This is a genomic window from Salinicoccus halodurans, assembly GCF_900114445.1.
GTDB lineage: Bacteria > Bacillota > Bacilli > Staphylococcales > Salinicoccaceae > Salinicoccus > Salinicoccus halodurans.
This window is the reverse complement of sequence record NZ_FOTB01000002.1, coordinates 332,831-358,619: the sequence shown is the minus strand read 5'-3', so window position 1 is coordinate 358,619 and position 25,789 is coordinate 332,831. Positions and strand designations below refer to the sequence as shown.

General features: G+C 45.3%; 22 protein-coding genes. 5 read left to right on the top strand and 17 right to left on the bottom strand.

The window, feature by feature from the left end; all coding sequences use genetic code 11:
• The first annotated feature begins 80 nt into the window (after window positions 1-80).
• Both BM271_RS06035 and menC read left to right on the top strand, forming a co-directional pair.
• Window positions 81-1,514 carry a YfcC family protein gene (locus BM271_RS06035; RefSeq protein ID WP_082103697.1) on the top strand — a complete coding sequence of 478 codons (1,434 nt, stop codon included), beginning with the start codon at window positions 81-83 and terminating at the stop codon, window positions 1,512-1,514.
• A gap of 12 nt (window positions 1,515-1,526) precedes the next feature.
• Window positions 1,527-2,666, top strand: coding sequence for an o-succinylbenzoate synthase (menC, locus tag BM271_RS06030; protein ID WP_046791037.1), 1,140 nt, complete (start codon window positions 1,527-1,529; stop codon window positions 2,664-2,666).
• A 71-nt stretch (window positions 2,667-2,737) separates the two neighbouring features.
• On the opposite strand, the gene BM271_RS06025 is transcribed toward menC, so the two are convergent.
• Together BM271_RS06025 and BM271_RS06020 are read right to left on the bottom strand one after the other, a co-directional pair.
• On the bottom strand, window positions 2,738-3,586 hold the full coding sequence (locus BM271_RS06025; protein WP_046791038.1) for a metallophosphoesterase: 849 nt from the start codon (window positions 3,584-3,586) through the stop codon (window positions 2,738-2,740).
• A 60-nt stretch (window positions 3,587-3,646) separates the two neighbouring features.
• On the bottom strand, window positions 3,647-4,501 hold the full coding sequence (locus BM271_RS06020; RefSeq protein ID WP_200795326.1) for an MBL fold metallo-hydrolase: 855 nt from the start codon (window positions 4,499-4,501) through the stop codon (window positions 3,647-3,649).
• Window positions 4,502-4,601: 100 nt separating this feature from the next.
• Between BM271_RS06020 and BM271_RS06015 the strand changes: the two genes are divergently transcribed.
• Window positions 4,602-5,540, top strand: coding sequence for an aldo/keto reductase (locus tag BM271_RS06015; protein WP_046791040.1), 939 nt, complete (start codon window positions 4,602-4,604; stop codon window positions 5,538-5,540).
• Between the two features lie 50 nt (window positions 5,541-5,590).
• On the opposite strand, the gene BM271_RS06010 is transcribed toward BM271_RS06015, so the two are convergent.
• Window positions 5,591-6,574, bottom strand: coding sequence for a Gfo/Idh/MocA family protein (locus tag BM271_RS06010; RefSeq protein WP_046791041.1), 984 nt, complete (start codon window positions 6,572-6,574; stop codon window positions 5,591-5,593).
• Window positions 6,575-6,704: 130 nt separating this feature from the next.
• Between BM271_RS06010 and BM271_RS06005 the strand changes: the two genes are divergently transcribed.
• Both BM271_RS06005 and BM271_RS06000 read left to right on the top strand, forming a co-directional pair.
• Window positions 6,705-7,079 (top strand): ArsR/SmtB family transcription factor, encoded by a 375-nt coding sequence (locus tag BM271_RS06005; RefSeq protein ID WP_046791042.1) that lies wholly within the window; start codon window positions 6,705-6,707, stop codon window positions 7,077-7,079.
• Complete coding sequence (locus tag BM271_RS06000; protein ID WP_046791043.1) at window positions 7,069-9,132, top strand: heavy metal translocating P-type ATPase; 2,064 nt, start codon at window positions 7,069-7,071, stop codon at window positions 9,130-9,132. Before BM271_RS06005 ends, BM271_RS06000 begins: the two co-directional genes overlap by 11 nt.
• A 69-nt stretch (window positions 9,133-9,201) precedes the next feature.
• Here the strand turns inward: BM271_RS06000 and BM271_RS05995 are convergent, their stop codons facing one another.
• The 14 genes from BM271_RS05995 to tcuA all read right to left on the bottom strand — a co-directional run bounded on the left by BM271_RS05995 (window position 9,202) and on the right by tcuA (window position 25,756).
• Window positions 9,202-10,446, bottom strand: coding sequence for a hemolysin family protein (locus BM271_RS05995; RefSeq protein WP_046791044.1), 1,245 nt, complete (start codon window positions 10,444-10,446; stop codon window positions 9,202-9,204).
• A 164-nt stretch (window positions 10,447-10,610) separates the two neighbouring features.
• Complete coding sequence (gene copZ / locus BM271_RS05990) at window positions 10,611-10,820, bottom strand: copper chaperone CopZ (protein ID WP_046791045.1); 210 nt, start codon at window positions 10,818-10,820, stop codon at window positions 10,611-10,613.
• 34 nt (window positions 10,821-10,854) lie between these two features.
• Window positions 10,855-13,245, bottom strand: coding sequence for a heavy metal translocating P-type ATPase (locus tag BM271_RS05985; protein ID WP_074924545.1), 2,391 nt, complete (start codon window positions 13,243-13,245; stop codon window positions 10,855-10,857).
• A gap of 15 nt (window positions 13,246-13,260) precedes the next feature.
• On the bottom strand, window positions 13,261-13,563 hold the full coding sequence (locus BM271_RS05980; RefSeq protein ID WP_046791046.1) for a metal-sensing transcriptional repressor: 303 nt from the start codon (window positions 13,561-13,563) through the stop codon (window positions 13,261-13,263).
• Window positions 13,564-13,672: 109 nt separating this feature from the next.
• Window positions 13,673-14,923: a cytochrome P450 gene (locus tag BM271_RS05975; protein ID WP_046791047.1), complete on the bottom strand. Its 1,251-nt coding sequence runs from the start codon at window positions 14,921-14,923 to the stop codon at window positions 13,673-13,675.
• Window positions 14,924-14,964: 41 nt separating this feature from the next.
• The gene (locus BM271_RS05970; protein ID WP_046791048.1) at window positions 14,965-16,368 is read right to left on the bottom strand and encodes a bifunctional 2-methylcitrate dehydratase/aconitate hydratase; all 1,404 of its coding nucleotides are present in this window, start codon (window positions 16,366-16,368) and stop codon (window positions 14,965-14,967) included.
• A complete protein-coding gene (gene prpB, locus BM271_RS05965) occupies window positions 16,365-17,285 on the bottom strand; it encodes a methylisocitrate lyase (protein WP_046791049.1) in 921 nt (306 codons plus the stop codon). Before prpB ends, BM271_RS05970 begins: the two co-directional genes overlap by 4 nt.
• 20 nt (window positions 17,286-17,305) lie before the next feature.
• On the bottom strand, window positions 17,306-18,796 hold the full coding sequence (locus tag BM271_RS05960; RefSeq protein WP_046791050.1) for a tripartite tricarboxylate transporter permease: 1,491 nt from the start codon (window positions 18,794-18,796) through the stop codon (window positions 17,306-17,308).
• A 13-nt stretch (window positions 18,797-18,809) separates the two neighbouring features.
• On the bottom strand, window positions 18,810-19,259 hold the full coding sequence (locus BM271_RS05955; protein ID WP_052749906.1) for a tripartite tricarboxylate transporter TctB family protein: 450 nt from the start codon (window positions 19,257-19,259) through the stop codon (window positions 18,810-18,812).
• 24 nt (window positions 19,260-19,283) lie between these two features.
• A complete protein-coding gene (locus BM271_RS05950; protein WP_200795321.1) occupies window positions 19,284-20,267 on the bottom strand; it encodes a Bug family tripartite tricarboxylate transporter substrate binding protein in 984 nt (327 codons plus the stop codon).
• Window positions 20,268-20,403: 136 nt separating this feature from the next.
• Window positions 20,404-21,075 (bottom strand): response regulator, encoded by a 672-nt coding sequence (locus BM271_RS05945; RefSeq protein ID WP_234960460.1) that lies wholly within the window; start codon window positions 21,073-21,075, stop codon window positions 20,404-20,406.
• Window positions 21,053-22,678, bottom strand: a complete 1,626-nt coding sequence (locus tag BM271_RS05940; protein ID WP_046791051.1) for an ATP-binding protein — start codon at window positions 22,676-22,678, stop codon at window positions 21,053-21,055. Before BM271_RS05940 ends, BM271_RS05945 begins: the two co-directional genes overlap by 23 nt.
• A gap of 113 nt (window positions 22,679-22,791) precedes the next feature.
• Window positions 22,792-24,216, bottom strand: a complete 1,425-nt coding sequence (locus BM271_RS05935; protein ID WP_046791052.1) for an SLC13 family permease — start codon at window positions 24,214-24,216, stop codon at window positions 22,792-22,794.
• Between the two features lie 40 nt (window positions 24,217-24,256).
• A complete protein-coding gene (tcuA, locus tag BM271_RS05930) occupies window positions 24,257-25,756 on the bottom strand; it encodes an FAD-dependent tricarballylate dehydrogenase TcuA (protein WP_046791053.1) in 1,500 nt (499 codons plus the stop codon).
• Window positions 25,757-25,789: the final 33 nt, after the last annotated feature.

The window sequence follows — 25,789 nt, the reverse complement described above, 5'->3', positions numbered from 1 at the left end:
ACAATGTATTGAATAACAATTCACTCTTCTATATAATATATTACTAATTACTAGAAAATTCAAACAGGGAGGGACCGCTTTTGACTGATGATAAGAAACCAGAGGAAAATAAGGCAAGGAAAAAGAAGAAAGGGATGCGCCTGCCTGATGCCTATATCATTTTATTCGTATTCCTTGTCCTGGCAGCCATTTCAACATACGTCATACCTGCGGGTGAATTCGAAACTGAAGAGTCATCCGAAGGGATTGACGTCATAGTACCGGATACATACAGTGTCATAGACTCCAGCCCGGCAGGCTTTCTCGATATCTTTTCCGCCATAGTGGAGGGGTTGATCAGCACTTCTACTCTGATTTTCCTCGTTCTGATCATCGGCGGAGTGTTTGCAGTCATTGAAAAAACAGGTGCGATCGATGCTCTGGTGACTAAAATCATACGCATCACCAAAAACAGGGAGTGGCTCCTGATCATGATGGTCATGATCATCTTTTCCATTTTCGGCACGCTCGGCATCATCGTCAATGCCGTCATCGCCTTCATACCTTTAGGGGTCATTTTGGCAAGGTCAATGAAAATGGACGCCATCATCGGTATTTCCATAATATACCTCGGCGCATACACAGGGTTTGCCGTGGCAATTCTTGACCCGCTCACCATCGGTTTTGCCCAGGAAATTGCGGAAGTCCCTTTATTCTCTGGGGCACCAGTCCGTGTGGTCATGTATATTACCACGCTCGCGGTCACAATGATATACGTCATCTGGTATGCGAACCGCATCAAGAAAAATCCGTCCCGCGGAATCTTAAAAGATAATCCGTTCCCCAAAGATTCAAAGGATGGCATGGAACTCGGCAGACAGGAGATGAAGCCAAAGCATCTGTTTGTACTGCTGTCACTGCTGCTCGGAATAGGCATCTATGTGGCCGGTGTTTTCACAGCCGGATGGAACCTCGAAGAAATGGCTTCAGTATTCCTTGTCATCATGATAGCAGCAGCCCTCATCGGAAGAATACATGTGAATGATATGGTATCGACGTTCATGGAGGGTGCCAATTCAGTCCTGTACGGCGCCCTCATCATCGGCATGGCCAGATCCATCGTGGTCATACTCGAAAATGGCATGATACTTGATACCGTAGTCAACTTCATGGCTGTCGTTACTGAACCTTTCACCAGTACAATGGGAGCGATAATGCTATTCATCGGAAACGGGCTGTTCAACCTTATCGTCACATCAGGCAGCGGTCAGGCAGCAATCGTCATGCCGATCATGGCACCGCTTGCCGATATCATGGGATTCCCCCGGCAGATTGCCGTCCAGGCCTACACCATGGGGGACGGTTTCACCAACATCATTACACCATTGTCAGGCGTATTGATGGCCAACCTTGCGATAGCGGGCGTACCCTATACTAAATGGGTGAAATTCGCCCTTCCGCTCGTGGCGATATGGTATATTCTAGGAATCATCTATATAATCATACTTGTAGCGATAAATTGGGGACCAGTCTAGGAGGATGTAATAATGAATATTAAAGAAATCAAGCTCCATCAGCTTTTGATGAATATGAAGAATCCATTCACGACGAGTTTTGGCACACAGCAGGATCGCTTCATCACCATCATCGAAGCCGTTGATGAAAACGGACTTTCAGGGTTCGGTGAATGCGTATCGGGAGAAGACCCTCTTTATTCCGAAGAATTCATGGATGCTTCACTGATCGCGATGAAAAAATATTTCGGGCCGCTGCTCCTTCAAAATGAAATCAAGCATCCGGATGATGTCTGGGAGCTGTTCAAACCATTTAAACGGAACAACATGGCCAAAGCAGGCATCGAAGGTGCCGTCTGGGACCTTTATGCGAAACAGCACGACATACCGCTCTCAAAACTTCTCGGCGGCACCAAAAGTGAAGTCGAAGTCGGAGTTTCGCTCGGACTTGAAGAAACAGACGAACTTCTATTGGAAAAAATAGCAGAAAAAGTCGATGAAGGGTATAAGCGGATCAAAGTCAAAATCAAACCCGGCCGCGATGTTGAAATGATCCGCACCATCCGCAGGAAATTCAAGGATATACCTCTGATGGTCGATGCGAATTCCGCCTACACGCTTGATGACATCGATACGCTCAAGGAACTGGATCAGTTCAAGCTCATGATGATTGAACAGCCGCTTGCAGCAGGCGATCTGATTGAGCATGCGAAACTCCAGAGACAGCTGAAAACACCGGTCTGTCTCGATGAAAGCATCGACTCCTATGAAGCTGCTGCCGGAGCGATCGAGCTCGGAAGCTGCAGGATCATCAACGTCAAAGTCGGCCGTGTCGGTGGTCTTACACAGGCGAAGAAAATCCATGACCTTGCCAAAGCACATCACATTCCACTGTGGTGCGGAGGAATGCTGGAAGCGGGTGTCGGCCGTCTCCACAATATCGCTATCACTACACTCGGCAACTTCACGCTGCCGGGAGACACCGCTTCATCCAGCAGATATTGGTATGAAGATATCATTACACCTGAAGTCAATGCAGAAAACGGTGTGGTCAAAGTAAGCCATAAACCCGGGATTGGCGCGGAAGTCGATTTCGATAAAATGAAGCAGTACTTGAAGAAAACCGATGTCCTTACGAAAGAAGATACACCTGATATGATATTTTATGATTAAACATAAGACACCGGAGTGAAAAAATCACTCCGGTGTCTTTTTTCCTGATTACAGCATGGGTTCAGAAAACATTATCCATTTACTTCCCTTTTCAACTCTACTATGACGATTTCGGGATGGTTGAAAATCCGGAAGGGAAATCTGCTGTTTCCGAGTCCTCTGCTGATTACGACACTTGTGCCATTCTTTTTATGCACACCTTCTGTGTATTTCGGCAATATGCCCTGATGCGGCGCGTACAGCCCTTTGACAAACGGAAGTCTGATCTGTCCGCCGTGTGCATGTCCTGAAAATACCAGATCGATCGGAAACCTGCTGTACAGATCAATCAGGTCAGGCCTGTGGGACATGAGCAGCGTCAACCGGTCATCCTTGTCCTGAAGCTTGCTTTTAAGGTCCGCTTCAAATTTATCCGTGACCATGTGATCGTCCTCGTCCCCGTAGAACCAGAGATCATCAATGCCAAGCAGATGGATATACTCATTACCGATATACAATCGGTCACTTGTTCTGCTTATGTTTTTCATCTCCGACTGTTCAATTGCCTCTTCCAGTCTGTCGAATCTTTTATAGTGAGCTTCGTGATTACCCGTCACATAGTATGTCGGTAATATTTTAACCACCTGATTGATGAAGTTTACCGCTCTTTTCAAATAAGGTGTACGGCGGTCGATGATATCTCCAGTGATGAAAATCACATCGCCGTCTGCCTCTTTTATCTTCTTCAGAAGATTCCTGGAACGCCTGCCGAATCTTGCATTATGAAAATCAGAAACATGGATGATCCGGTAGCCGTCGAAGGCATAAGGAACCCTGTCCGATTTATGCTCGTAGCATGTTGTCACGATATCTTTATCTTCTTTATATAGAAATCGTGACAATGCAATTAAAAATCCCAGAATGATTTGTGAATATTTCATATTACTACCTCAGGTTTTTATACTTATTATAAGACAAAGCAGTACATCTTGAAACAATTATCAATCATCATCTTCAACATAACGGCCATGTGACGGCACTGCGATTTCCTCAAAGTTATTTACCAGTTTTTCAAGGTCGTGCCGTAATTCCTCACCCTTCAGCGCTTTACCATGCCCGGTAACTGCTGTCTCGGGTTCAATGGAAGCGAGCTTTTCAACAGATGCACGGGCCATTTCCCAATCTGTTGTGTAGTAGACCGGCGGCCCCTGGATTTCTTTCTTCTGGACCATCGTCTTATACAGGGAATCCTGCTGTACGGTGACAAATGCATCCCCTGCTATCAATGTTCCGTCAGCTGCACGGTACAGTGAAACATGCCCTTTTGTATGTCCGGGCGTATGAATCCATTCGAAGCCCTGCATATAGGGTACAGTGCCGTCTGCCGGCAATGCTTCGACATTGCCGCCCAGATCGACCGGTTCCCTCGGGAACATTGCAGACATCTTCGCCATCATCCCCCCTTCCACAGCAGGGTCCGGTTTCGGATAAGGCTTCTGACCGCTCAGATAGGGCATCTCCAATTGATGAGCATAGACTTTCACATCCCACCGTTCAATCAGCTCGATGATTGAACCCACATGATCAAAGTGGCCATGTGTCAGAATAATCGCTTTGGGCCTTGATCCTTCTCCGAAACGTTCCTCCACAGCTTTGATGATTTCATCAGAAGAATCCGGGAACCCTGCATCCACAAGGACAAAATCCCCTTTCCCGGGATCGCCAACCATATGGATGTTCACTATTTTATTCGTATAGGTGCATAGATCCGTCAGCACTTCCGTCGTTTTTCCGCTTTCCTTTGAATAGGCGGGTATCTTCTTATAGTCACTGCCATACTGCATTTTACTCATAATAAATATCCCTCCATCGTTTGAAGGCTTACAGCATATATTTACCCCTTTTCATACTATGTATACAATGCATTATGGTATCATCATTTTTGAGGTGATATTGATGAAACAAATAAATTTAGGCGGATCGGAACTTTCCGCTTCAAGAATCGTTTTAGGATGTATGCGTATTTCCCAGATGGACGATGCTGCACTCTCAAAGCATTTGAATACGGCTTTGGAACTGGGCATCAATAATTTCGACCATGCGGATATTTATGGCAAAGGAGAGTGCGAGACGAAATTCGGTAAAATCCTTGCCACTGAACTGAAGCGTGATGAAATCATTCTCCAGAGCAAGTGCGGCATCAGATATGGTCATACGGCCGGTGATGATATTGAATATTATGACCTTTCCAAAGAACATATCATCGATTCTGCAGATGGCATCCTGAGGCGTCTCGGCACCGATTATCTGGATCTGCTCATGCTTCACAGACCTGATTCTCTGATGGAACCTGAAGAAATTGCCGAAGCATTCGACCGGCTGGAACAATCCGGAAAAGTAAGACATTTCGGTCTCAGCAACTTCAATGCCTCGCAGTTCGATTACGTACAGCAGTACAGCAGACAAAAATTGGTTACAAACCAGATGCAGTTCGGACCGGCAGAACCAAAAATCATCAACAGCGGCATCCAGACGAACACTCCATTTGACGGAGCAGCGGACAGAGACGGCGGATTGCTGGATTATGTGCGCCGTAACGATGTCACACTCCAGGCATGGTCTCCTTTCCATTACGGCTATTTTGACGGCATTTTCCTTGATGATGCGAAATACGCTGCACTCAATGAAAAACTGGAAGCGATCGGCAAAATCCATGGCATTTCAAAAAGTGCAGCTGCAGTGGCATGGATCCTGCGTCATCCGGCGAAGATGCAGACCATCATCGGTACGACAAACACCGAACGTCTGAAAGAAATCGCCAAGGCAGATGAGATAAGCTTATCCAGACCGGAATGGTACAGCATCTACGAATCAGCGGGACATGTGATTCCATAGTAAATAAGCCTGGACTCGATCGATTTCGAGCCCGGGCATTTTTATGAAATTCACTTCTCATCTGCCGGATACAGTATTCCGGCGCTTTTACGGGCCGCTTCAAGGAACTTCATCACTGTAGCCGAATGATCGAGCAGCTTCAACGCCGCGTTGCCGTCCCCGGCTTCAAATATTTCAACAAACGCTGCGAGCTCGGCGACCATATTATTTTCATTCTGACCCAGGTCGATGGTTTCCACACCTTCTCCCGTATGGATTTCCACTTTATCTATCGTATTGGCTGCGCCTTTGACATGAATGTAACCCGCTTCCCCCTGCAGCAGCACGAAGTTTTCACCCGTTGTATCCTTCGATCCCACACAAGTCGCAAAGAATCCGTCATAGTCCAGCACACTGATACCGGACGTATCCACGCCATTTTCGTGTTTGTTCGGCACATATGAAATTTCTTCCGGACCGCCGAACAGTCCGATCATGAAATGCAGGTTATAAATATTAAGATCCGAAAGCGCCCCGCCCGAAAACTCGAGATTGAAAACATTCGGCGTCTCCCCTGCCTTCAGTTTGTCATAGCGGCTGGAGTACTGTGAATAGTTGGACTGGGCAACTTTAAGGTTGCCGATTTCCCCCAGTTTCTCCTGTATCACCTTAAAGTGCGGAAGATGAATAGTCGTTATCGCCTCAAAGAGGAATACCCCTTTCTTCTTGCTCAAAGCAATCAGTTCTTCGAGTTCCCTCAAAGTTGACGTAAAAGGTTTTTCACAGATTACATGCTTACCCTTTTCAAGCGCCTGCTTTACATAATCGTAATGCAGACTGTTCGGCGAGGCCACGTAGACCGTATCGTAGTTCTCATCTTCCAGCATCACTTCCATATCTGTAAAAGTCGCTGCCACGTTAAATTGTGCTGCAAGCGTCCGGGCCTTTTCCTCTGTTCTCGAATAAACGCCGTAACACTCCACTCCTTCCACCTGTTTCACTGCATCAAGAAAGCGCTCAACTATAAATCCTGTGCCAATCGTCGCTATTTTCATATTCCATCTTCCTTTATATGAGAATTTTCATAATCCATCCTAACACAAATAACATTCAAACGTCTGTTTGATTATCAGGCTGTTTTATTATACAATACATTCAAATGAATATTTGAATGAGGTGTAATGAATGACAGAGGCCAATCATGTTTGTGAAGTGGAAAGTGTGGATGCAGAAAAAGTGAATCATGCAAAGGAATTTATAGACACCGAAGCTGTCGTTAAAGTTGCCGCGATTTTCAAGGCGCTCGGCGATGCGAACCGTGCCCGGATCGTCCGTGCCCTGAGTATAGAAGACGAGCTCTGTGTATGTGACCTTGCAAATATAATGGAGGTGAGCACTGCTTCTGCTTCCCATCATCTAAGAAGCCTCAGCAGGCAGGGTGTCACAAAATCCAGAAAAATGGGGAAAATGGTTTACTATTCTTTGGATGATGACCATATTAAACAGATTGTGGACATGGCTTTCATCCATCAGGAGGAGCTGAACGGGAATGTCAAATGAGCAGAAAACATATCACATTGATGGGTTCTCCTGTGCGAACTGTGCCAAAACATTCGAGAAAAACGTTAAGGATATAAGGAGTGTGGAAGACGCCGAGGTCAACTTTGGGGCATCCAAAATCACGATCACCGGTGACGCCACCGTCCAGGAGATAGAGAAAGCCGGCGCTTTTGAAAAACTTAAAGTCATCGATAAAAATCAGCCTAAAATAAAAGAGCAGTCCTTCCTTAAAAAGCACGGGGAGGTACTGGCTTCCGCTCTGTTCATGCTGCTCGGTTTCATTCTGGTAATTGGAAGCGGCGGGCAAACCTCGATGACGACAGGGGTCTTTCTGATTTCCATCGTGATCGGCGGTTACCGGATGTTCTGGACAGGTATCAACAATCTCTCGAAGCTCCGTTTTGATATGAAAACGCTGATGACCATCGCCGTAATTGGCGCTGCACTGATCGGCGAATGGCCCGAAGCTGCGGTTGTCGTCGTTTTATTCGCTGTAAGTGAATCCCTTGAGAGGTATTCAATGGAAAAGGCCAGGGCATCCATCCAGTCACTGATGGAAATTGTCCCCCGTACAGCAGCCGTCAAAACATCCGGCGGAATAAAAGAAATCCCTGTTGAAGAAGTTGACATCGGCGATATCATAGTCATCAGACCCGGGGATAAACTCTCCATGGACGGTATCATCAGATACGGTTCAACAAGCATCAACCAGGCGGCAATTACAGGTGAATCCCTGCCTGTTGAAAAACTGGAAGGCGACGACGTGTTCGCAGGGACTTTGAATGAATCGGGGTATCTGGAAGTCGAGGTCACCAAACATAATGAAGATACGACACTTGCCAAAATCATCCAACTCGTGGAAGAAGCCCAGGGTGAACGTGCCCCTGCCCAGCATTTCGTTGATCAGTTTGCCAAATACTACACACCGGCCATCATGATTGCCGCCCTGCTCGTGGCAATCGTACCACCTGTATTCTTTGGTGCCGCCTGGTCTTCCTGGGTCTATCAGGGACTGGCAGTACTTGTTGTAGGCTGTCCCTGTGCACTCGTCATTTCCACACCGATCGCCATCGTTTCAGCAATCGGGAATGCTGCCAAAAAGGGCGTCCTCATCAAAGGCGGCATCTACCTTGAGAAGATCGGTCACAGCAAAACGATTGCATTTGATAAAACAGGCACACTGACTGAAGGCCGTCCCCATGTCACAGATTTTGTAACATATGATGGTAGAAGCCGTGAGTCGGTGCTGGCAATTGCTTCAGCAATGGAAGCAAAATCCGAACACCCGCTGGCTTCTTCCATAATCGAATATGCAGCTTCTGAGGGTATTGATGATACAGACGTCCATATACAAAAATTCAATGCAGAGACAGGTACAGGCATTACCGGCATCATTGAAGGGAAAATATACAGTATCGGAAAGCCTGGAAACTTTGAAGATGCATCAGGCTATCAGGCGGATGGTAAAACTGTCATGGTCGTCAAAGAGAACGACAAAGTAATCGGCTTATTCGCAGTCACAGACCAGCTCAGATCCTCCAGCAAGGCTGCCGTCGAAAAACTGCATAAGATGGGAACGCGTACTGTGATGCTGACCGGAGACAACACACAGACAGCAGGGTCAATCGCGAAAACGCTCGGCATCGATAAAGTATATGCGGAACTTATGCCGGAAGATAAACTCAATGCAGTTAAAGAAATGAAGTCTCTTCATAAAGTAGCAATGGTCGGAGATGGTATAAATGATGCACCGGCCCTTGCAGCTGCAGATATCGGCATCGCCATGGGTAAAGGCACAGACACAGCGCTGGAAACCGCTGACGTTGCACTCATGGGAAATGATATCAGCCAACTGCCTTTTACAGTGAGCTTAAGCAAACGGGCTTTAAGAATCATCAAGGCGAATATCACATTCTCACTGGTTATAAAACTGATCGCGCTCCTGCTAGTCATTCCGGGCTGGCTTACCCTTTGGATTGCGATACTCTCAGACATAGGGGCAACACTTGTCGTGGCACTGAACGGCATGAGATTACTCAGGATGAAAGAATGATGGATTATAAAAGCGCCCGGCCGGTCATCTCCTCAGGATGACCGGCCGGGCGCCTCTTTGGTTCCAAATTTACTTGTGTTCTGGATCCCCATCTGTTTTTTTGATATAAACTTTACGGATCATCTGGTCTTCCATTTCAATCACTTCGAACAGCAGACCTTCCTCCTCCAGAGTGTCACCATTTTCAGGGAAATCATTGAATTCCTTGAACAAGTATCCCGACAATGTATCCTCTTCTTCCGGAATGTCAGAACGGAAGATCGAATTCAGCCGGTGGAGCGTAATTTTCCCATCACAGACAATCTCCACTTCTGTCATGGATTCAACCAGCGGATCATTCCTCAGGTCCGTTTCATCTTCTATCTCGAATCCGAGCATCGCCTCTATGATATCCTCGTGCGTCAGAATTCCTTCCGTTCCACCGAATTCATCTATGACTATGGCCATATGGCGGCGTTCCTTCGTCATTTTTCTGAGGACGTATTCCACAGACTGGAACTCATGGATGATAATCGGATCGTCATCGCTGTATGCCATCAGGGGCTTTTCCGGATTGACAGACCACTGCAGCAGGTACTTCGAATGGAATACTCCGATTATGTCATCCATATCCCTGTCATATACCGGATAACGGGTATACATCTGATCAATGACCAGGTCACGGACTTCTTCATAACCGGTGTCTTTCGAGATAGCTTCCATTTCCGTTCGTGGTGTGGTCAGAACATCCTTCACGTTCAAATCCCGGAAATCCAATACACCGCGTATCCTGTAGGATTCATGTTTCGCGAATATGCCTTCTGAATCCGCAATCTCCACTATAGTCCGTAATTCTTCCTTGGATACCGATGCTTTTTCCACCTCTCCTTTTGACAGTATTCTTGTAAGTGTATCAGTCAGCCAGTTCAATACGATTGTAACCGGCTTGAAAATCACTACAAAAAATGAAATCGCCGGACGCACCAGGAGCGCTATACGTTCAGGAAATGCAGCAGCCACAGACTTCGGTATCACTTCAGCCACCACAATGATAGATATCGTCAGTGCAGCGGAAGCAACCGCAACACTGATTCCGTAATCAATTGCCATTGCAGTCACTAATGTCGGCAGCAGAATGTTCGCTATATTATTGCCGATTAGAATCGTCGTTATGAACTCGCCCGGTTTTGAAGCAAGGTCAAGTAATTTTTTAGCACGGATATCACCGTTCTCCGCCTTTGTGCGAAGCTTCATCGTATTGACGGCAGTCAGGGCCGTTTCACTTCCCGAAAAGAAGAAAGAAGTGAAAAATAAAATTATGATCGCTATGATCAATTTGTCTCCTCCTCATAATCCTGTCCAAATATAAAAGGGCCAATTTTTCCAATTGACCGGAAAATCGATTGATATGTTCAATTTTAACATTTTACGAGGTCGATGTTTACCCTGAAATAAATAAACCGTCACCGGATGCATACCGGTGACGGCCTGGCTGAAAATTATTTTACTACATCATATCCCTGATCTTCGATTGCTTCCGCCATAGACGAAGCGTCCACTTTTGATTCGTCGTATTCCACCGCTACATTGTTGGCTTCCAGATCAACGTTTGCTTCGTTCACACCATCGAGTGCCGAAAGTGCACCTTCAACCGAACTTTTGCAGTGTCCGCATGTCATACCCTGTACTTCAATTGTTTTTTGTGCCATAAAAAATCTCCTCCTGTAAATTTATTGGTCTATATCACTGAATTTTTGCCCGTTTTAAGCGTAAAGCATTCGTCACAACGCTGACTGAACTGAATGCCATTGCAGCACCGGCCACCCATGGTGCCAAAAATCCAAGGGCAGCAATCGGAATGCCTGCAGAATTGTAGGCGAACGCCCAGAACAGATTCTGCTTAATATTGCGTATCGTCTTATGGCTCAGATTGATCGCCTGCGGAATCAGTTTGAGCTCTCCGCCGAGAATCGTGATGTCAGCTGCCTCAATGGCCACTTCTGCCCCCGTGCCGATTGCGATACCGATATCCGCTGTTGCGAGCGCCGGTGCATCATTGACACCATCACCGACCATAGCTGTTATTTTACCCGTATCCTGGATCTCTTTCACTTTCGCTGCTTTTTCTTCAGGAAGGACTTCCGCGATGACATGATCGATGTCCACTTCCCGGGCAATCGCTTCAGCAGTAGTTCTATTGTCGCCTGTCAGCATATAGACTTCAAGTCCCTGGGCTTTCAATTCGGCAATTGCTTCTTTTGCGCTTTCTTTTACTGTGTCAAGAACTGCTACAATACCGCTCACAACACCGTCTGCTGCAATGATCATCGCCGTCTTGCCTTCATGCTCATACTGTTCCAGTTCACTTTGAACAGCATCTGTAATTTCAATGCCCTTGTCCTTCATGAGTTTTCTTGTCCCGACGAGTACTTCACGGTTCCGCACATTGGCCTCTATACCGTGTCCCGGTATAGCTTTGAAATCATCTACTTCAACAACATCCACGTCGTTTTCCGCAGCATATGCAACAATCGCTTCGGCAAGCGGATGTTCGGAACCTTTTTCCGCGCTGGCCAGCAATCTGAGTGCCTCGGCATCACCTGTAAAGTTGGTCACTTCCGGTTTCCCTTTAGTGATAGTGCCTGTTTTGTCCAAAATGATGACATCCAGTTCGTGAGTCTTCTCCAGGTGTTCCCCGCCTTTGAATAAAATTCCGTTTTCCGCCCCTTTACCTGTACCGACCATGATAGATGTCGGTGTTGCGAGACCAAGTGCACATGGACATGCGATTACAAGTACTGCAATGGATGCCACCAGAGCCGGTTCAAGATTGCCCGGCTGCACTATGAAATACCATACAGCAAATGTAAGCAGGGCGATACCAATGACAATCGGTACAAAGTATCCTGAAATCAGATCCGCCATCCTCTGAATCGGCGCTTTCTGTCCCTGGGCATCTTCAACAATCCTGACGATGGAAGCAAGTGCAGTATCCTTACCTACACGCGTCACTTCCACTTCAACCGTCCCATTCTGGTTGATTGTTGCTCCGATTACATTGCTGCCGGTCCCTTTCTCGACCGGAATCGATTCTCCGGTGATCATGGATTCATCAATGGAAGTGTTCCCTTTGATGATTTCACCGTCAACCGGCATCTTTTCTCCCGGCTTGACGATGATGCGGTCTCCGACCGCAACTTCTTCAACAGGAATCATCATTTCCTTTCCTTCTCTGATGACACGCGCCTGTTTCGCCTGCATGTCCAGCAATTTGGAAATTGCTGAAGTGGTCCTCGATTTCGCACGATGCTCAAGGTATTTACCGAACAGAATCAAAGTAATGATCAGCGCACTGGTTTCAAAATATAAGTGCGGATGTTCTGTTGCACCCCCTATCCATCTGAATGTTTCATACAGACTGTAGAAGTATGCTGCACTTGTTCCCATCGCGACTAGTACATCCATATTCGCAGTTTTATTCTTCAGATTTTTAAATGCTCCTTCATAAAACTGCCAACCGATGATGAACTGTACCGGCGTTGCCAGAGCAAGCTGGAACCATGGGTTCATCAGTATGCCCGGCAGTGATATGCCAAACAGATGATCGAGCATTGTAATCAATAATGGAATGGAGAGGACAATGGATGCGATCAGCTTCATTTTCAGTGTTTTGAGCTGCTTATCCTTGGCTGTTTCCTTCTCTGCTGCATCCTGTTTGGGCTGTGCACCGTAACCGAGCTTTTCAATACGCCCGATCAGGTCCTGTTCGGTCAATGTATTTGAGTTGTACTCTATGACGGCATTTTCCGTCGCCAGATTGACTGTCGCGCTGCTGACACCCTCCTGTTTATTCAATACCTTCTCAATACGCGTCGAGCATGCCGCACACGTCATGCCGGTGATGTCGAACTCTGTCTTATCCAGCTCCACACCGTATCCGAGCTTCTCAATTTTCCGGGTAATATCATCCAGTCCGACATTGCTGCTGTTATAGTCAACGGTCGCTTTTTCTGTCGCCAGGTTGACCTTCGCATCGACATCATCCATTTTGTTCAACACTTTCTCAATGCGCGTCGAACATGCCGCGCATGTCATGCCGGTAACATTAAGTTTCACATTTTTATCATTGCCCACTAATTATTCCCTCCTTTATTTAGAGAATTGTTTTAATACTGCCATGAGCTCTTCGATGGAATCATCACCCTCACCCTTGGCGATGGCATCACTCACACAATGCTTCATATGGCGCTCAGTGACTGAATAGCCGACATTTTTAAGTGCGGACTGTATGGCGCTGATCTGCACGAGTATATCCACACAATAGCGGTCTTCTTCGATCATCTTCTGGATACCGCGCACCTGGCCTTCAATCCTTTTGAGCCGCCTCATCACTTTTTGTTTTTCTTCATCTGTTCTCGGCGTCAATGTATAGTCATGGAGATGTTCTCCCATATTCTCACGTCCTTCTCTTTCCTTAATTTCATCATACCCCCAAGGGGTATATAAGTCAACATATTTATTCCATAAAAAATCACCGCCGGCTTAAGCCGGCGGTAAAAATTCATTGGAATCTGTAATTGTTTATTTTCACTTTATCATTTGGAACAGCAGGGATATCATTGAACTCAAAACCGAAATCCTGTTCCGGCACATCATAATCCATTTCATTGACCAGAAAGTCCACCGTGGCTTTCATCATGACGATAGTGATGAATTCTCCTGCACAGCGGTGGCCGAAATCATAACTCCCCCCGCCCTGCGGAATGAAATTGAACGGTGTCTGCTGCCAGCCCCGGAAGCGTTCCGGCATAAATTCCTCAGGCCGTATCCAGTCAGCAGGATGCCGGTTGGTCCCGTATAAATCGAGAAGAGTAAGTGTCCCCTCTTTGAATTCATATCCTTTCCATTTAAAATCAGCATCCGTTCTGGCAACAGCGAATGGAAAGAATGGATAGTATCTTCTGACTTCCTGGATGAACCACTCAATTTTATAATGCTCTGTCCGTTTCAGTTTTTCCTTTTCGCGGGGGAACTCGTGCATCGCCAGTCCGATCATCGCCACCCATACACTGACAGCCGTCATCGGCCGGATCAGATTCAGCATCTCCACTGCCGCAGTTTTCTTATCCAAAAGTTCCCCTTTTTCATCACGTGCCCGGGAAAATGCAAAGACAGCCCGGTCTTCATCAACCGATATCTTCTCTTTCCTGACATCCTCTATGACTTCTTCCATCCACTCATTGGCTTTGGAGCGGGAAATCCTCCCCTTCCAATGCTGGACACCAAGTGCCGCAGGAGATTCGAAAAGATCAGAGATCTGACGTGCACGCTCTTCTATTTCCTCTTCCCGAAGAGGGACACCGGTCCACTCACAGGCAGTCCGGAGAATCACTATCTTCGCCGCCTCATACAATTCGATAGTCTCCAGGCTGCCGGCCGCTTCAAAATACCTCCGCCAGTATTTTCTCATCAGCCGGTCGATTTCCATCATGGAATCGTCATCCATCAGAGTCATGAACATCGCTTTTCTATGATGATGCTCCGCACCATCCAAACCCTGCACGCCGCCTTCACCAAAAAGCGTCTTCTCCACTCTGCGGGGCGCTGCATCACTTCTTCTGAACCTGTCATTATCATAGAATAGCTCTGCACCTTCACTGCCTGTTAAACAGATTGTCTTCTCACCCAGGATACGTGTTTCAAAAACATCCGTGTTCAGATCTTCTTTCCTGTTGAGGATGAATTCATATCCCTCTTTCAGCACACTAAGCGTCTTATCAAGCCCTTCATCTTTAGGTATTTCTCCGCTCACAGTATTCCTCCTATAGCTGCATGTTTGGAATACTCTTCCCGTTATCCTTGGAATTCATACATAAAATCACATATATCCATATTCATCAGGGAACGCTTATCATCAAACATATTTTCAATGCTCCCAATCTTTTCCTTATCGAAACGGCTGTTCAAATTGCTCACAAATTTCCGGTCAATGACCGGTCTGACTTCATCACGCCTGAATTTATGGCCGATGGGATACTCCACTTCCATTTCTTCGGATTCCGTTCCATCTTCAAAAACCAGCCGGACTGCATTTGAAACTGATCTTTTTGCCGGATCCAGATAGTCTTTCGAATACTGTTCGTTCTCTTCGACAGTCATTTTGCTTATCAGGCGATTGATTTCCGGATGGTTCTCATGATATTCATCCGCATAATACTCCGTCTTTAAATCACCATTGAGAAGGCTGACAGCAATGATGTATTCCAGCGAATGGTCTCTGTCAGAAGGGTTCTTTAATTCTTCCTTGCCCGCTATGATCCTGATCGCCGATTCGTGTGTGGAAACTTTTATTTCTTCTACGGCAGAGAGTTTCCCATGATACTTCCTATTCAGTTCCATCGCAGCTTCAGCACCGGTCTGCGCATGAAATTCTGCAGGGAAATCCGCTTTGAATAAAATGTTGTTCACCACATAATTATCCAGCTTTTTTGAAAGAGTGATATCAGCACCATTCATGATATTCTTATTGAATCCCCAGTCAGCTTCGCTGAGTATGTTGGGATATCCCTCGCTAAGTTTATCGGTGAGCAGTGCCAGGCGCACCCCTCTCATGCTTGCATCGCCTGCTGCCCAGGATTTTCTTGTTGTGACATTGGGCGCATGTCTGTATGTACGGAGTGCCGCTCCATCTGCGAAGACATTACTTACAGTATTTTGGACTTTTTCTTCGTCTCCGCCAAGCAGCTTTGATGTCACTCCGGCAGTGGCGAGTTTTACAAAAAACACATGATCATATCCAACGCGGTTCAGACTGTTGGTCAGAGACAGAACCCCCTGTATTTCATGGGCTTTGACCATGGTGGTGAGCACGTCACTTACCGTCAGCTTCTTCCCTCTTGAGGACACGGAATACGCGGCGGCAAGGATACCTCCAAGGTTATCAGACGGATGTCCCCATTCTTCAGCAAGAAAGCAGTCGTTATAATCCAGCCACCTCACCAGCAGACCGAGATTCCAGCTTGCATCCAGAAGACCGAGTGGACGGCTAATTCCGGGAACAGGTATACCATTTTTTCTATAATCCCCCTCCTCTGCTGGACCGAGCATCTTCTGGCACTGCGGATTATCCAGTGATTTGATCATGCACCCCATACTGTCTTTTAAAATCAGGAGTGCAATATCCAAAGTATCCTCGCTGAAAGTTCTATCTTCGGTAACATACCCGGAGATCTCTTCAATCACATCATCATACTTCATCTGTTCTCCTCCTGTTCATCCGGCAGTACTGTACGATCGATTTTGGAGTCCATATCTTCGTACTCATGCAGCCTCAGAATTTCATACAATTCTTTGCGGGTCTGCAGTTTATCAAGCACAGGCTTCTGGGTTCCCGCTTCATGGATCACTTTATATACCTCTTCCACGTTATATGCAGCCGCCCTGAGTGAAGTTACAGGGAAAATCACCAGATTGATCCCTATCTCAGAAAATGTCGCCATATCAATATAATCCGTCTTGCCGAATTCAGTCATATTTGCAAGTACAGGTATATCTATTTCTTTCCTTACATGGCGGAAATCTTCCTCAGTCTTCATCGCTTCGGGAAATACAATGTCTGCGCCTGCTTCTATATAGGCCTTCAGCCGGCTGATCATGTCTTCCATTCCTTCCAAGGCATAGGCATCAGACCGTGCGACAATTTTCAAAGTCGGCGCCACCTTTCTGATCATCTGGATCTTTTTGACCATCTCCGGTTCAGGAATCAACCTCTTCCCATTTAAATGCCCGCATTTTTTGGGAATCTGCTGATCTTCAATCTGTACGGCAGCCACCTTCGCTTCGACCATTTCAAGACATGTCCTTGCGACATTCAACGGTTCCCCGAACCCATTATCGATATCGACCAGCAACGGAAGATTAGAAGCACGGATGATTTCACGTGCACGGCCTGCAACGTCTTCCAGTGTCAAAAGCCCGATATCCGGTATTCCCTTGCTTGCGGATAATGCGCCGCCGGACAGATAAATATGCTTAAAACCGCTTTTTCTTGCTAAAAGGGAGCTCATGCCATCATGAGCTCCAACTACTGGTAGTGCATTCTTCTTTTTTACGTTCTCCATAAATTCTGAAGCCAGCTGCTGCTGGCTTTTAGCATTTTCTATAATCCAAGTCATCAATTATCATTCCTTATCTTCTACTTTACTCTGGAAAGACGGTTGAATAATGCCGGCAGGAACACAGAAAGTACTGTCAATGCCGCGAAAAGTATAGCTATAGGTGATGCAGTAACCATTCCCCAGATACTGTCATAACTGATACTCGCCATCCTGAAGTTCTGCTCCATCTGATTTCCGATGATAACCGCCAGGATAAGCGGCGCAGTAGGAATGTTCAATATTTTCATGAAGAGACCGATAACACCGAAAATCATCAGTATGAAGAAGTCGATGATACTGTATCCAAGTGTATATGTCCCGATGAATGCCAGCACCAATATAATCGGATAAAGAATATGAGGCGGCGTCTTTAGGATTTTGATTAAAAACCCAATTAAAAGTATGTTCATAATAACGAGCGCGATGTTACCGATGAACAGACTGTTGATGAATGTCCACGCAACTTCAGGCTGGTTTTGGAAAAGCATCGGACCAGGCTGAAGTCCAAGCATGATGAGTGCACCGAGGATTACTGCAGTTGTACCTGAGCCCGGTATTCCCATCGTAAGCAACGGTATGAATGCACCGACCGCGGCTGCGTTATTGGATGACTCCGGTGCTGCAAGTCCTTCCGGCGCGCCTTTCCCAAACTCGTCGCTGCGCTTGGAAATCTGCTGTTCTGTTGAATAACTGATCATGGACGCGATTGAACCGCCTGCTCCCGGTAAAATTCCAATCAGAAATCCAACCGGCGCCTGGCGGATGACTGGCCAGAATGAACGGCTCCATTGTTCTTTTGTAATCCAACTCTTACCGACGGGGCCTTTTATCCGCTGATCTTCATCTTTTATCAACAGAATATTATAGAGCACTTCGCCTACGGCATAAATACCGATAATGACAACAAGAAAATCTATACCTTCACTCAGATGAGGTATATCAAATGTATAACGGTATACACCTGACTGGGAATCTATACCAATCGTTGTAATCAGGAGTCCCAATACCATTGAAACGAACCCTTTGATCATATTTCCTTTAGAGAGTGACACTACAGCCGAAAGTGTAAATATCAGCAGGAAAAAGTATTCTGCCGGTCCGAACTGCAATGCGAAACCGGCCAATGGTTTAGCCAGGAATACAAATCCGATGATTGCAACAGTACCACCGACTAATGATGCAAGTGTGGCCAGTGTCAACGCCTGACCTGCCTGACCTTTTCTCGTCATAGGATAGCCGTCGAATGTGGCTGCGATCGCCGAGCCGTCACCCGGTGTATTTATAAGTATCGAGCTTCTGGAGCCGCCGTACATCGCCCCGTAATAAATTGCACCCAAAAGAACTAGTGCATTGGTGGAATCCATACCAAAAGTAACCGGAATAAGCACTGCTACTGCCGTAGCCGGACCAAGCCCCGGAAGCATACCGACAATGGTTCCGAGCAGTCCACCGATAATGATGAACAGTAAGTTCTGGAAACTCATCGCTGTTGTAAAGCCTTCTAAAAAACTATTCCAATCTACACCCATCGATATGCCTCCTTTATGGCAAACTCACGCTTAACAGTTCTGCGAATGTATACCATGATGCAGTTGAAAATACTACTGCCACTATGATGTTCGTCAACCATTTGCGTCTTCCGTTTATTAAGAATAGTAAAGCTCCTAAAAATAATACTGTAGAGATTAAAAATCCAATGCGTTCAAATAAAAATGTGTAACCCAAACATAATACCAGCACAATGATTACCTGTATTGTCAGCTCTTTATCAGCAAAAATCTTATATGCATCAAATACTTTCTTCTTATCTTTAATCTCAGATAAGATATAAAGGATGGACAATCCTAAAAGTGAAAATCCTATCAGCAGCGGATAGTTCATCGCTGCTGTAGGATTACCAACTTTTGCTTCAGGCAAATTGAATGTCAGTATCAGATAGATTACGGAAATTACCAGTATGATTGAAGGTACTATGAATCTGATGATCTCCACCCACTTTTCCGTATATGATTTAAATTATTCAGTCAACCCTGCTTTTTTCATAAGGCCGTCATACATTTCATTTTGTTCATCGAGGAATGCTTTTGTCTCTTCGCTGTTCATGTAGTAATCTTCCCAGCCATTGTTATCAAGTACTTTTTGCCATCCTTCAGTTTCGACCATTTTACTGAATGTTTCATCCCAATAAGCAATTTCTTCCTCTGTCATATCAGGCGGCCCCATGATCCCTCTCCAATGCGGGAATGTGAAATCGATTCCCTGATCCTGCCATGACTGTATACTTTCATCTTCCGGAATTGGTTTATCTGCAGTTGTTGCTATGATGTTAAGATTTCCGCTCAAATGCTGCTCAAGTGATTCTGAAATGGAAAGTGTTGCGACATCAACATGCCCTCCAAGAAGCGCAGTCAATACATCGCCGCCGCTTTCGTAGATCATGAATTCAAGCTGTGATACGTCTACACCATATTCATCCGCAACACGGACAAATGACAGATGATCGTTGTTACCAAGTGCTGGTCCAACAGCAATTTTCAGTGATTTAGGATCTTCTTTGAGTCTGTCAAGCATGTCAATGCCATCCTCGATATCGGATTCAGCCGGAACTGCTACTGATATCCATTCTGTCGCCAGTACCGCCAATGGAGTGAACTCTTCGTATGTAAGATCACTTTGGCCCAGAAGGTTATTGGCAATCACAAGACTTGAGTTGATGGCAAGTGAGTGACTGTCCTGCCCTTTAAGATACTGCCAGCCTACTTCTCCGCCGCCTCCCGGTTTATTTACAACGTTTATGTTCTGTTCAACGAGTCCCTCGCTATCCATAACATTCTGCATGGCACGCGCAGTAGCATCCCAGCCGCCGCCAGGTGTCGCAGGTGCAACGAGCTCGACGTTCTTACTTGGATAATCCGACTCTGCCGAACCACTGCTGCATGCACTGAGCACAAGTATTGCGGACAGCATGAGCATCGAGAATAACTTCATACTATTCTTCATAAATACATCCCCCTAAAATAGTTTAAAAATTCTTTTTATTTTATTCCTGTGTTTATAATATATAGAGAAAGCATTAATGTAAACGCTGCCAAACTTAAAAATATAAAGAACTTTATGTCATTAAAAAACATAAAGTTCACAGCGTGATTTTCCTATACTTTTTTTCAGGACGCCCTTTGTCACCAAAGTCCTGTGAAACAACCAGTTTTCCGGTTTTCCTCATATATTCCAGATACCTTCTGACAGTTGTCCTCGATGTCCCCAGGTAATCACCCATCTGAGAGGAAGTCCACTCCTCCCCGATGGAAAAGGCATCTTCTATCTTCTTTAAAGTGACGGAGTCAATGCCTTTTGGAAGTTCAGTTTCTTCCACATGACTCCCCCGCCCGAAGTAACGGTCGATCTTTTCCTGGTCCATTTCAGCCACTTCGGACAATTCTTTGTTCCGCGCCACATAATCATTGACTGTCTCACTTAATTTATTCAACTTTACCGGTTTCACCAGATAATATAAAGCACCAAGCTGCATCATGCTTTTAACTTTTTCACTTTCCTGACTGGCGGTGATGACTATGAAATTCATATAGGGATGTATTTTCAAGACTTCCTCTATCAACTTGTCACCATGCATATCAGGAAGATAGACATCAACCAGCATAAGGTTGATGTCATTTTCTTTTAATACCCTGAAGCTTTCAGATGCATTAAGAGCGGTAAGTATTTCATCAGCAGGTGTATTTTCCAGCAGATATTCTCTATACATCTCGGCAATTCTGAAATCATCCTCAACTATAAGGATTCTCATCATCCATCTCTCCTCCTTGCAAAAGTGGAATTTCTACTGTGAATACGGTTTTTCCTTCTCGGGATTTGATATCTATATATCCCCCAAGAAGCTCAACGTTGACAGTAACATTATAAAGTCCATACCCTCTGTTGATTCCACCGTTCTTGGTCGAATATCCTTTTTCAAACACTTTATCCTCATCACTTATACCACTGCCGTTATCCTCGACCACAACTTCCAGCCAGCCATCGAAATAACCGATATAGAAACTGATTTCAGGTTCACTCACTTCAGCCACCGCTTCTATGGCATTGTCAATGAGATTGCTGATAATAGTGATCAGAGCATTGATTGTAGCCTTATCGGAAATACTGTCCATCTGACTTTCATCATCAATATTTAATTCCACTCTTCTTTCATTGGCTGTATTCATCTTGGCGATCAGAAGAGCTTTGATACGGTCTTCCTCTATCCCATACAGATTATTCTGGTGTGAATCCAGATTGTTTATCTCATCATTGAGAACGCCCCTGATTCCATGATATTTTTCCATTTCCAGCAATCCGGAAATGAGATGCAGTCTGTTCTTGTACTCATGACTCTGTGCCCTTAAATCATCAAAAAGTGATTCTACGATAGTGAGCTTATTGGACAGCTCAGACATTTCTGTCATATCTCTCAATATAAGTACGTGTCCGGAAAGTTCTTCTTTCTCATATAGATCATTGACGATTACAACAATCTCTTTGTCATTTAAATGTGTTTCAAAATAGCTGAGCCCTGGTTTGTCTTCACTATTTTCCAACACTTTCTCAATATCACTTCCGAAATATTCATGGATATTACACCCATCCAGATCGGCAGTTCCAGGGATACCAAGATATTTTTGCGCTGCTTCATTCACGTAAATAATTTTTCCTGATAGGTCCGTCGCCATGATCCCTTCGTCCAACGCAGAAAAAATATTTTCTCGGTTTTTTAAAATCATTGTAATTTCTTTAGGTTCGTAACCAAGTGTTTCTGATTTTATGTATTTCCCAAACCATCTGCTGATGAAAAAGCTAAGTATAATAAAAGTCAGGATCATAAAAGATAACTGATACAGTTTATCCATTATCTTTTCGATGATCTTACTTTCAAAATAGCCAACCTTAACTACACCGCTCAACTGTCTGACCTCATCGCCTGCATATATGGGTGCCATAGCCATGATTGAAGGTTCTATATATTTATCCGTCTTTTCTGTATAGTAGGCGCCAAAAATGTTTGCCCGGGCGTCCTCATCGTACGGTTCATGTTCACCAATCATTGAAGGATCAGGATGGGACAGGATAGTGCCTTCCCTGTTTTTCACAATGACGAAGTCTATATCATTTTCAAAAATGTACTGGTTGGTAAGTGTCTGGATCTTCTCATTGTCACTTAAATCTTCCCCGTCAATCAATGCCGGAAGAAAAGAAATGGTTTTGGCGGACTGCAGCGTCAGCCTCCTTGCATTGTCATAGTATTCATTGCTTGAATGATAAAGATAAAAAGCCGACAGGGAAACGATGATCAAAGTGATTACACCGATCAATATGCCGTTTATCTTTGTTTCAAGACTTACATCCAAAAGTCGTCTCATAGTAATCATTCTTCCTCAGATGAATTACAGACCATTATAACAGTAATATACGAAGCATTGAAGACGCTTTCCCAAACACTTGAAGAAATTTTCAAATAATTAACATGCACCTGTCACTGCCACAGCATCCAATACGACGAAGCTGCTATGATTGCCGTCACTATGAATACCAGGGTGGAGAATGATGCGATGACGTAATGATCTCTTTTACTGAGCACCCCTGTCTGGAATGCAAAATATGATGTAGGTGAATGGATGGGAAATATATTGGTGCCGCCCACTATCATGATTACCAGGAAGGCGATGCTTAAAGCGGGTATATCCGCGATATTGGCATAGGAAATAATTACTGGGAAAATAACGATGATTGCAGAAGACGGAACGATAAAAATCATTCTGAATGCAAAAGTGATCAGCGCAATAAGGATGATTTTGAAAACCATACTGGTGTTGTCCGGCACAAACTGCAGCATCTGCTCCGCAATCACGGAAGCTGTGCCGTTATCATGCAACAGGATGCCTATCGAAAATGAAGCCCCGAGAAGCAGGAAGTTTTCCCAGTCAAATGCTCTGACATCCGCATTGTTGAGCAAACCGATTTTTGGAATCGAATAAATGACCAGCAGCAGCATAGGAGGCAATAAAGTGGGCACCACATCATTATCTGTAACGGCCCAGATCATGATCATTATGCCGAAAGTCACAATCACAAACCAGAACCTCTTCTTTTCAAGCGCTGTTTCGAAATTCTTTTCTGTCTGGATCCTCTGAACTTCTGCGTCTTTCGAAATTTCTGAAGGGTAGGTATGACTTAAGTATTTCCATGTAAATATATTTACTATAAATAAAGCAATCCAGAGAGGCGGGGCAATGATCAAAAACCATTGCAGCCACCCGAGATCCGCAACATTGTAATCACTCAGCAGCTGCGCTGCCAAAACAGGGAAGCCTCCGCCTGTGTATACAATCATTGTGCCATTCTGATTCATCAATCCGACAACATACAGTGCATATTTTTTGAAAATACTTCTGTCGGAGAAACCGAAAGCATCATTCAGCCGGTCTACAAATGGCAACAGCATCTTCAGCCTGGCAAATGCGGAAGGCATGAGTACAGGCAGAATTGCTATCATGAGCGGCAGTGCAACCGCTATCGCTTTAGGTCCCTTCCTGTTCAATTTCAGCAATTGGGAAGCGACAACTCTATCCACGCCGGTTTTTACAAGCACTCTGCTGAGTATCGTTAAAATCAATATGAAATATAGAGCAGAGGAGAGAAAACCTGTCATCGCACCTTCAATCGAATCCACCAGGTTGAGAATAAGCATCATTGCCAGAAGCAATATGCTTGCAGCTCCGGAAGGCAGAGGCGAAACCGTCCAAAGATAAATCGCAAGCACAAGAAGCCCCACCGTCCTCTGCTGTTCAGGACTGAAGTCCTGCAGAAAGGTCGATGGAGCTATGAAAATCAGGCTTATAATGATCAGCAAAACAAATATATTGAACGTTTTTGTATAACGTCTTCTGTTGATATGCATGAATACCCCACCAGCCCCGTTAACTCTAGCTTACTTCCGGTCAATTCAGCGTTTTATCTCTGATTGATTCCACTGCAGACATCCCCGCTGTTCTGCCAAATACGGAACCCGACATCAGACCGGACCCGCCCGGATAGTTATGATAGAAAAGTTCCCCCACCATTTCCCCGGCGGCATAGAGACCTTTGACAGGCTGTTCCGAATCATCCAGGACTTCCGCTTTATCATTTACTTTTACTGCTCCGAAAGTAAATGTAATGCCACACGTCACCGGATAGGCGTAGAAAGGCGCTTTATCGAACTTCAATGCCCAGTTTGTTTTTTCAGGTGAAATTCCCTGAGTGGACTTACCATCCTTGATGCTCGGGTTGTATTCTCCATCCTGTACAGCATCATTATACTGACTTATCGTTTTTAGGAACACTTCTTTCGGCACTCCCATTTTCACTGCCAATTCCTCTAATGCGTCCGCTTTGAATACAGTCGCTTCCTCAAGGTCGTATTCCACCCTCAGCATCGGACGCACCCGGCTGTCATACAGCTGAAATGCCTTATGATCCGGCTGTTTCAACGTCTCTTTTCCATATTTCGCATACGTGTAGTTACGGAAATCCGCACCTTCATCAACGAATCGCTTCCCTTCCGTATTCACGATCAGGCCCAGCGGATAGGAAGATTTTTTATAGATGTCACCCGGCTTACTGTAGTCTCCGACTCTAGGTGCATTGTAATCTGTTGTATGTGCATGGCAACCGTCATATTGGCCGGCTCGCACTGCACCTGCCTCCAGTGCCATCGTAATACCATCACCGGTGTTATATTCACTGCCCCTTACCACCGCTTCTTCCCATTCATCACCCAGATATTCCATACGCTTCTTCTTGTCGGCTTCAAAACCGCCGCACGCCAGAACAACGGATTTAGCCGGAACAACGACACTCACTCCGTTACTCTGCTTCACCTGCACTCCTGAAATTTCCCCATTCTTTTTCTCCAGCTTCACTGCGGGAGACTCATACCAGATTTCCACTCCATTGGCTTTTGCCTTTTCAAAAAGCGCTTCAACCAGACCAATGCCTTTGTTGTCGGTTTTTACCGGCAGTCCGCCCCAGAAAGTCTTTGTGCCATCTTTTTCGAAGAACTGGTTTTCATTCATTATGAATTTTACACCCTGCTCCTTCATCCACAGAATTGTTTCGTATGATTTTGAAACGAGATGTTCTGCAAGTTCAGGTTTGCTTTTTCTCTTCGTAACTTTCATAAGGTCTTCATGGAATGCTTTAATATCATATTCCGGCATTTCAATTTTGGAAGCTTCCGCTTCCGATAAATCATCAACGATGCGTTTTATGCCCGCAAGATCATTATAGGCAAACCGTATTGCTCCATCCGTGAAGAATGAATTGCCTCCACGCTTATGTTCCGGTCCTTTTTCGAGCATCAGTACTTTTGCACCTTTTTCACTTGCTGAGACCGCAGCGCTGAGTGCGGCGTTTCCTGTGCCTACTACAACTACATCAAAATGTTTTTCGTCCTTCATCTGTTTCGCCCCTTATTTGTATTTATCAGTTAA

Coding starts and splice junctions, on each gene's coding strand:
- BM271_RS05940 (WP_046791051.1), bottom strand. CDS start 22,678: ATGAGACGACTTTTGGATGTAAGTCTTGAAACAAAGATAAACGGCATA.
- menC (WP_046791037.1), top strand. CDS start 1,527: ATGAATATTAAAGAAATCAAGCTCCATCAGCTTTTGATGAATATGAAG.
- BM271_RS05945 (WP_234960460.1), bottom strand. CDS start 21,075: ATGATGAGAATCCTTATAGTTGAGGATGATTTCAGAATTGCCGAGATG.
- tcuA (WP_046791053.1), bottom strand. CDS start 25,756: ATGAAGGACGAAAAACATTTTGATGTAGTTGTAGTAGGCACAGGAAAC.
- copZ (WP_046791045.1), bottom strand. CDS start 10,820: ATGGCACAAAAAACAATTGAAGTACAGGGTATGACATGCGGACACTGC.
- BM271_RS06010 (WP_046791041.1), bottom strand. CDS start 6,574: ATGAAAATAGCGACGATTGGCACAGGATTTATAGTTGAGCGCTTTCTT.
- BM271_RS05980 (WP_046791046.1), bottom strand. CDS start 13,563: ATGGGAGAACATCTCCATGACTATACATTGACGCCGAGAACAGATGAA.
- BM271_RS05960 (WP_046791050.1), bottom strand. CDS start 18,796: ATGGGTGTAGATTGGAATAGTTTTTTAGAAGGCTTTACAACAGCGATG.
- BM271_RS05950 (WP_200795321.1), bottom strand. CDS start 20,267: ATGAAGAATAGTATGAAGTTATTCTCGATGCTCATGCTGTCCGCAATA.
- BM271_RS05935 (WP_046791052.1), bottom strand. CDS start 24,216: ATGCATATCAACAGAAGACGTTATACAAAAACGTTCAATATATTTGTT.
- prpB (WP_046791049.1), bottom strand. CDS start 17,285: ATGACTTGGATTATAGAAAATGCTAAAAGCCAGCAGCAGCTGGCTTCA.
- BM271_RS06000 (WP_046791043.1), top strand. CDS start 7,069: ATGTCAAATGAGCAGAAAACATATCACATTGATGGGTTCTCCTGTGCG.
- BM271_RS05970 (WP_046791048.1), bottom strand. CDS start 16,368: ATGAAGTATGATGATGTGATTGAAGAGATCTCCGGGTATGTTACCGAA.
- BM271_RS06025 (WP_046791038.1), bottom strand. CDS start 3,586: ATGAAATATTCACAAATCATTCTGGGATTTTTAATTGCATTGTCACGA.
- BM271_RS06005 (WP_046791042.1), top strand. CDS start 6,705: ATGACAGAGGCCAATCATGTTTGTGAAGTGGAAAGTGTGGATGCAGAA.
- BM271_RS06015 (WP_046791040.1), top strand. CDS start 4,602: ATGAAACAAATAAATTTAGGCGGATCGGAACTTTCCGCTTCAAGAATC.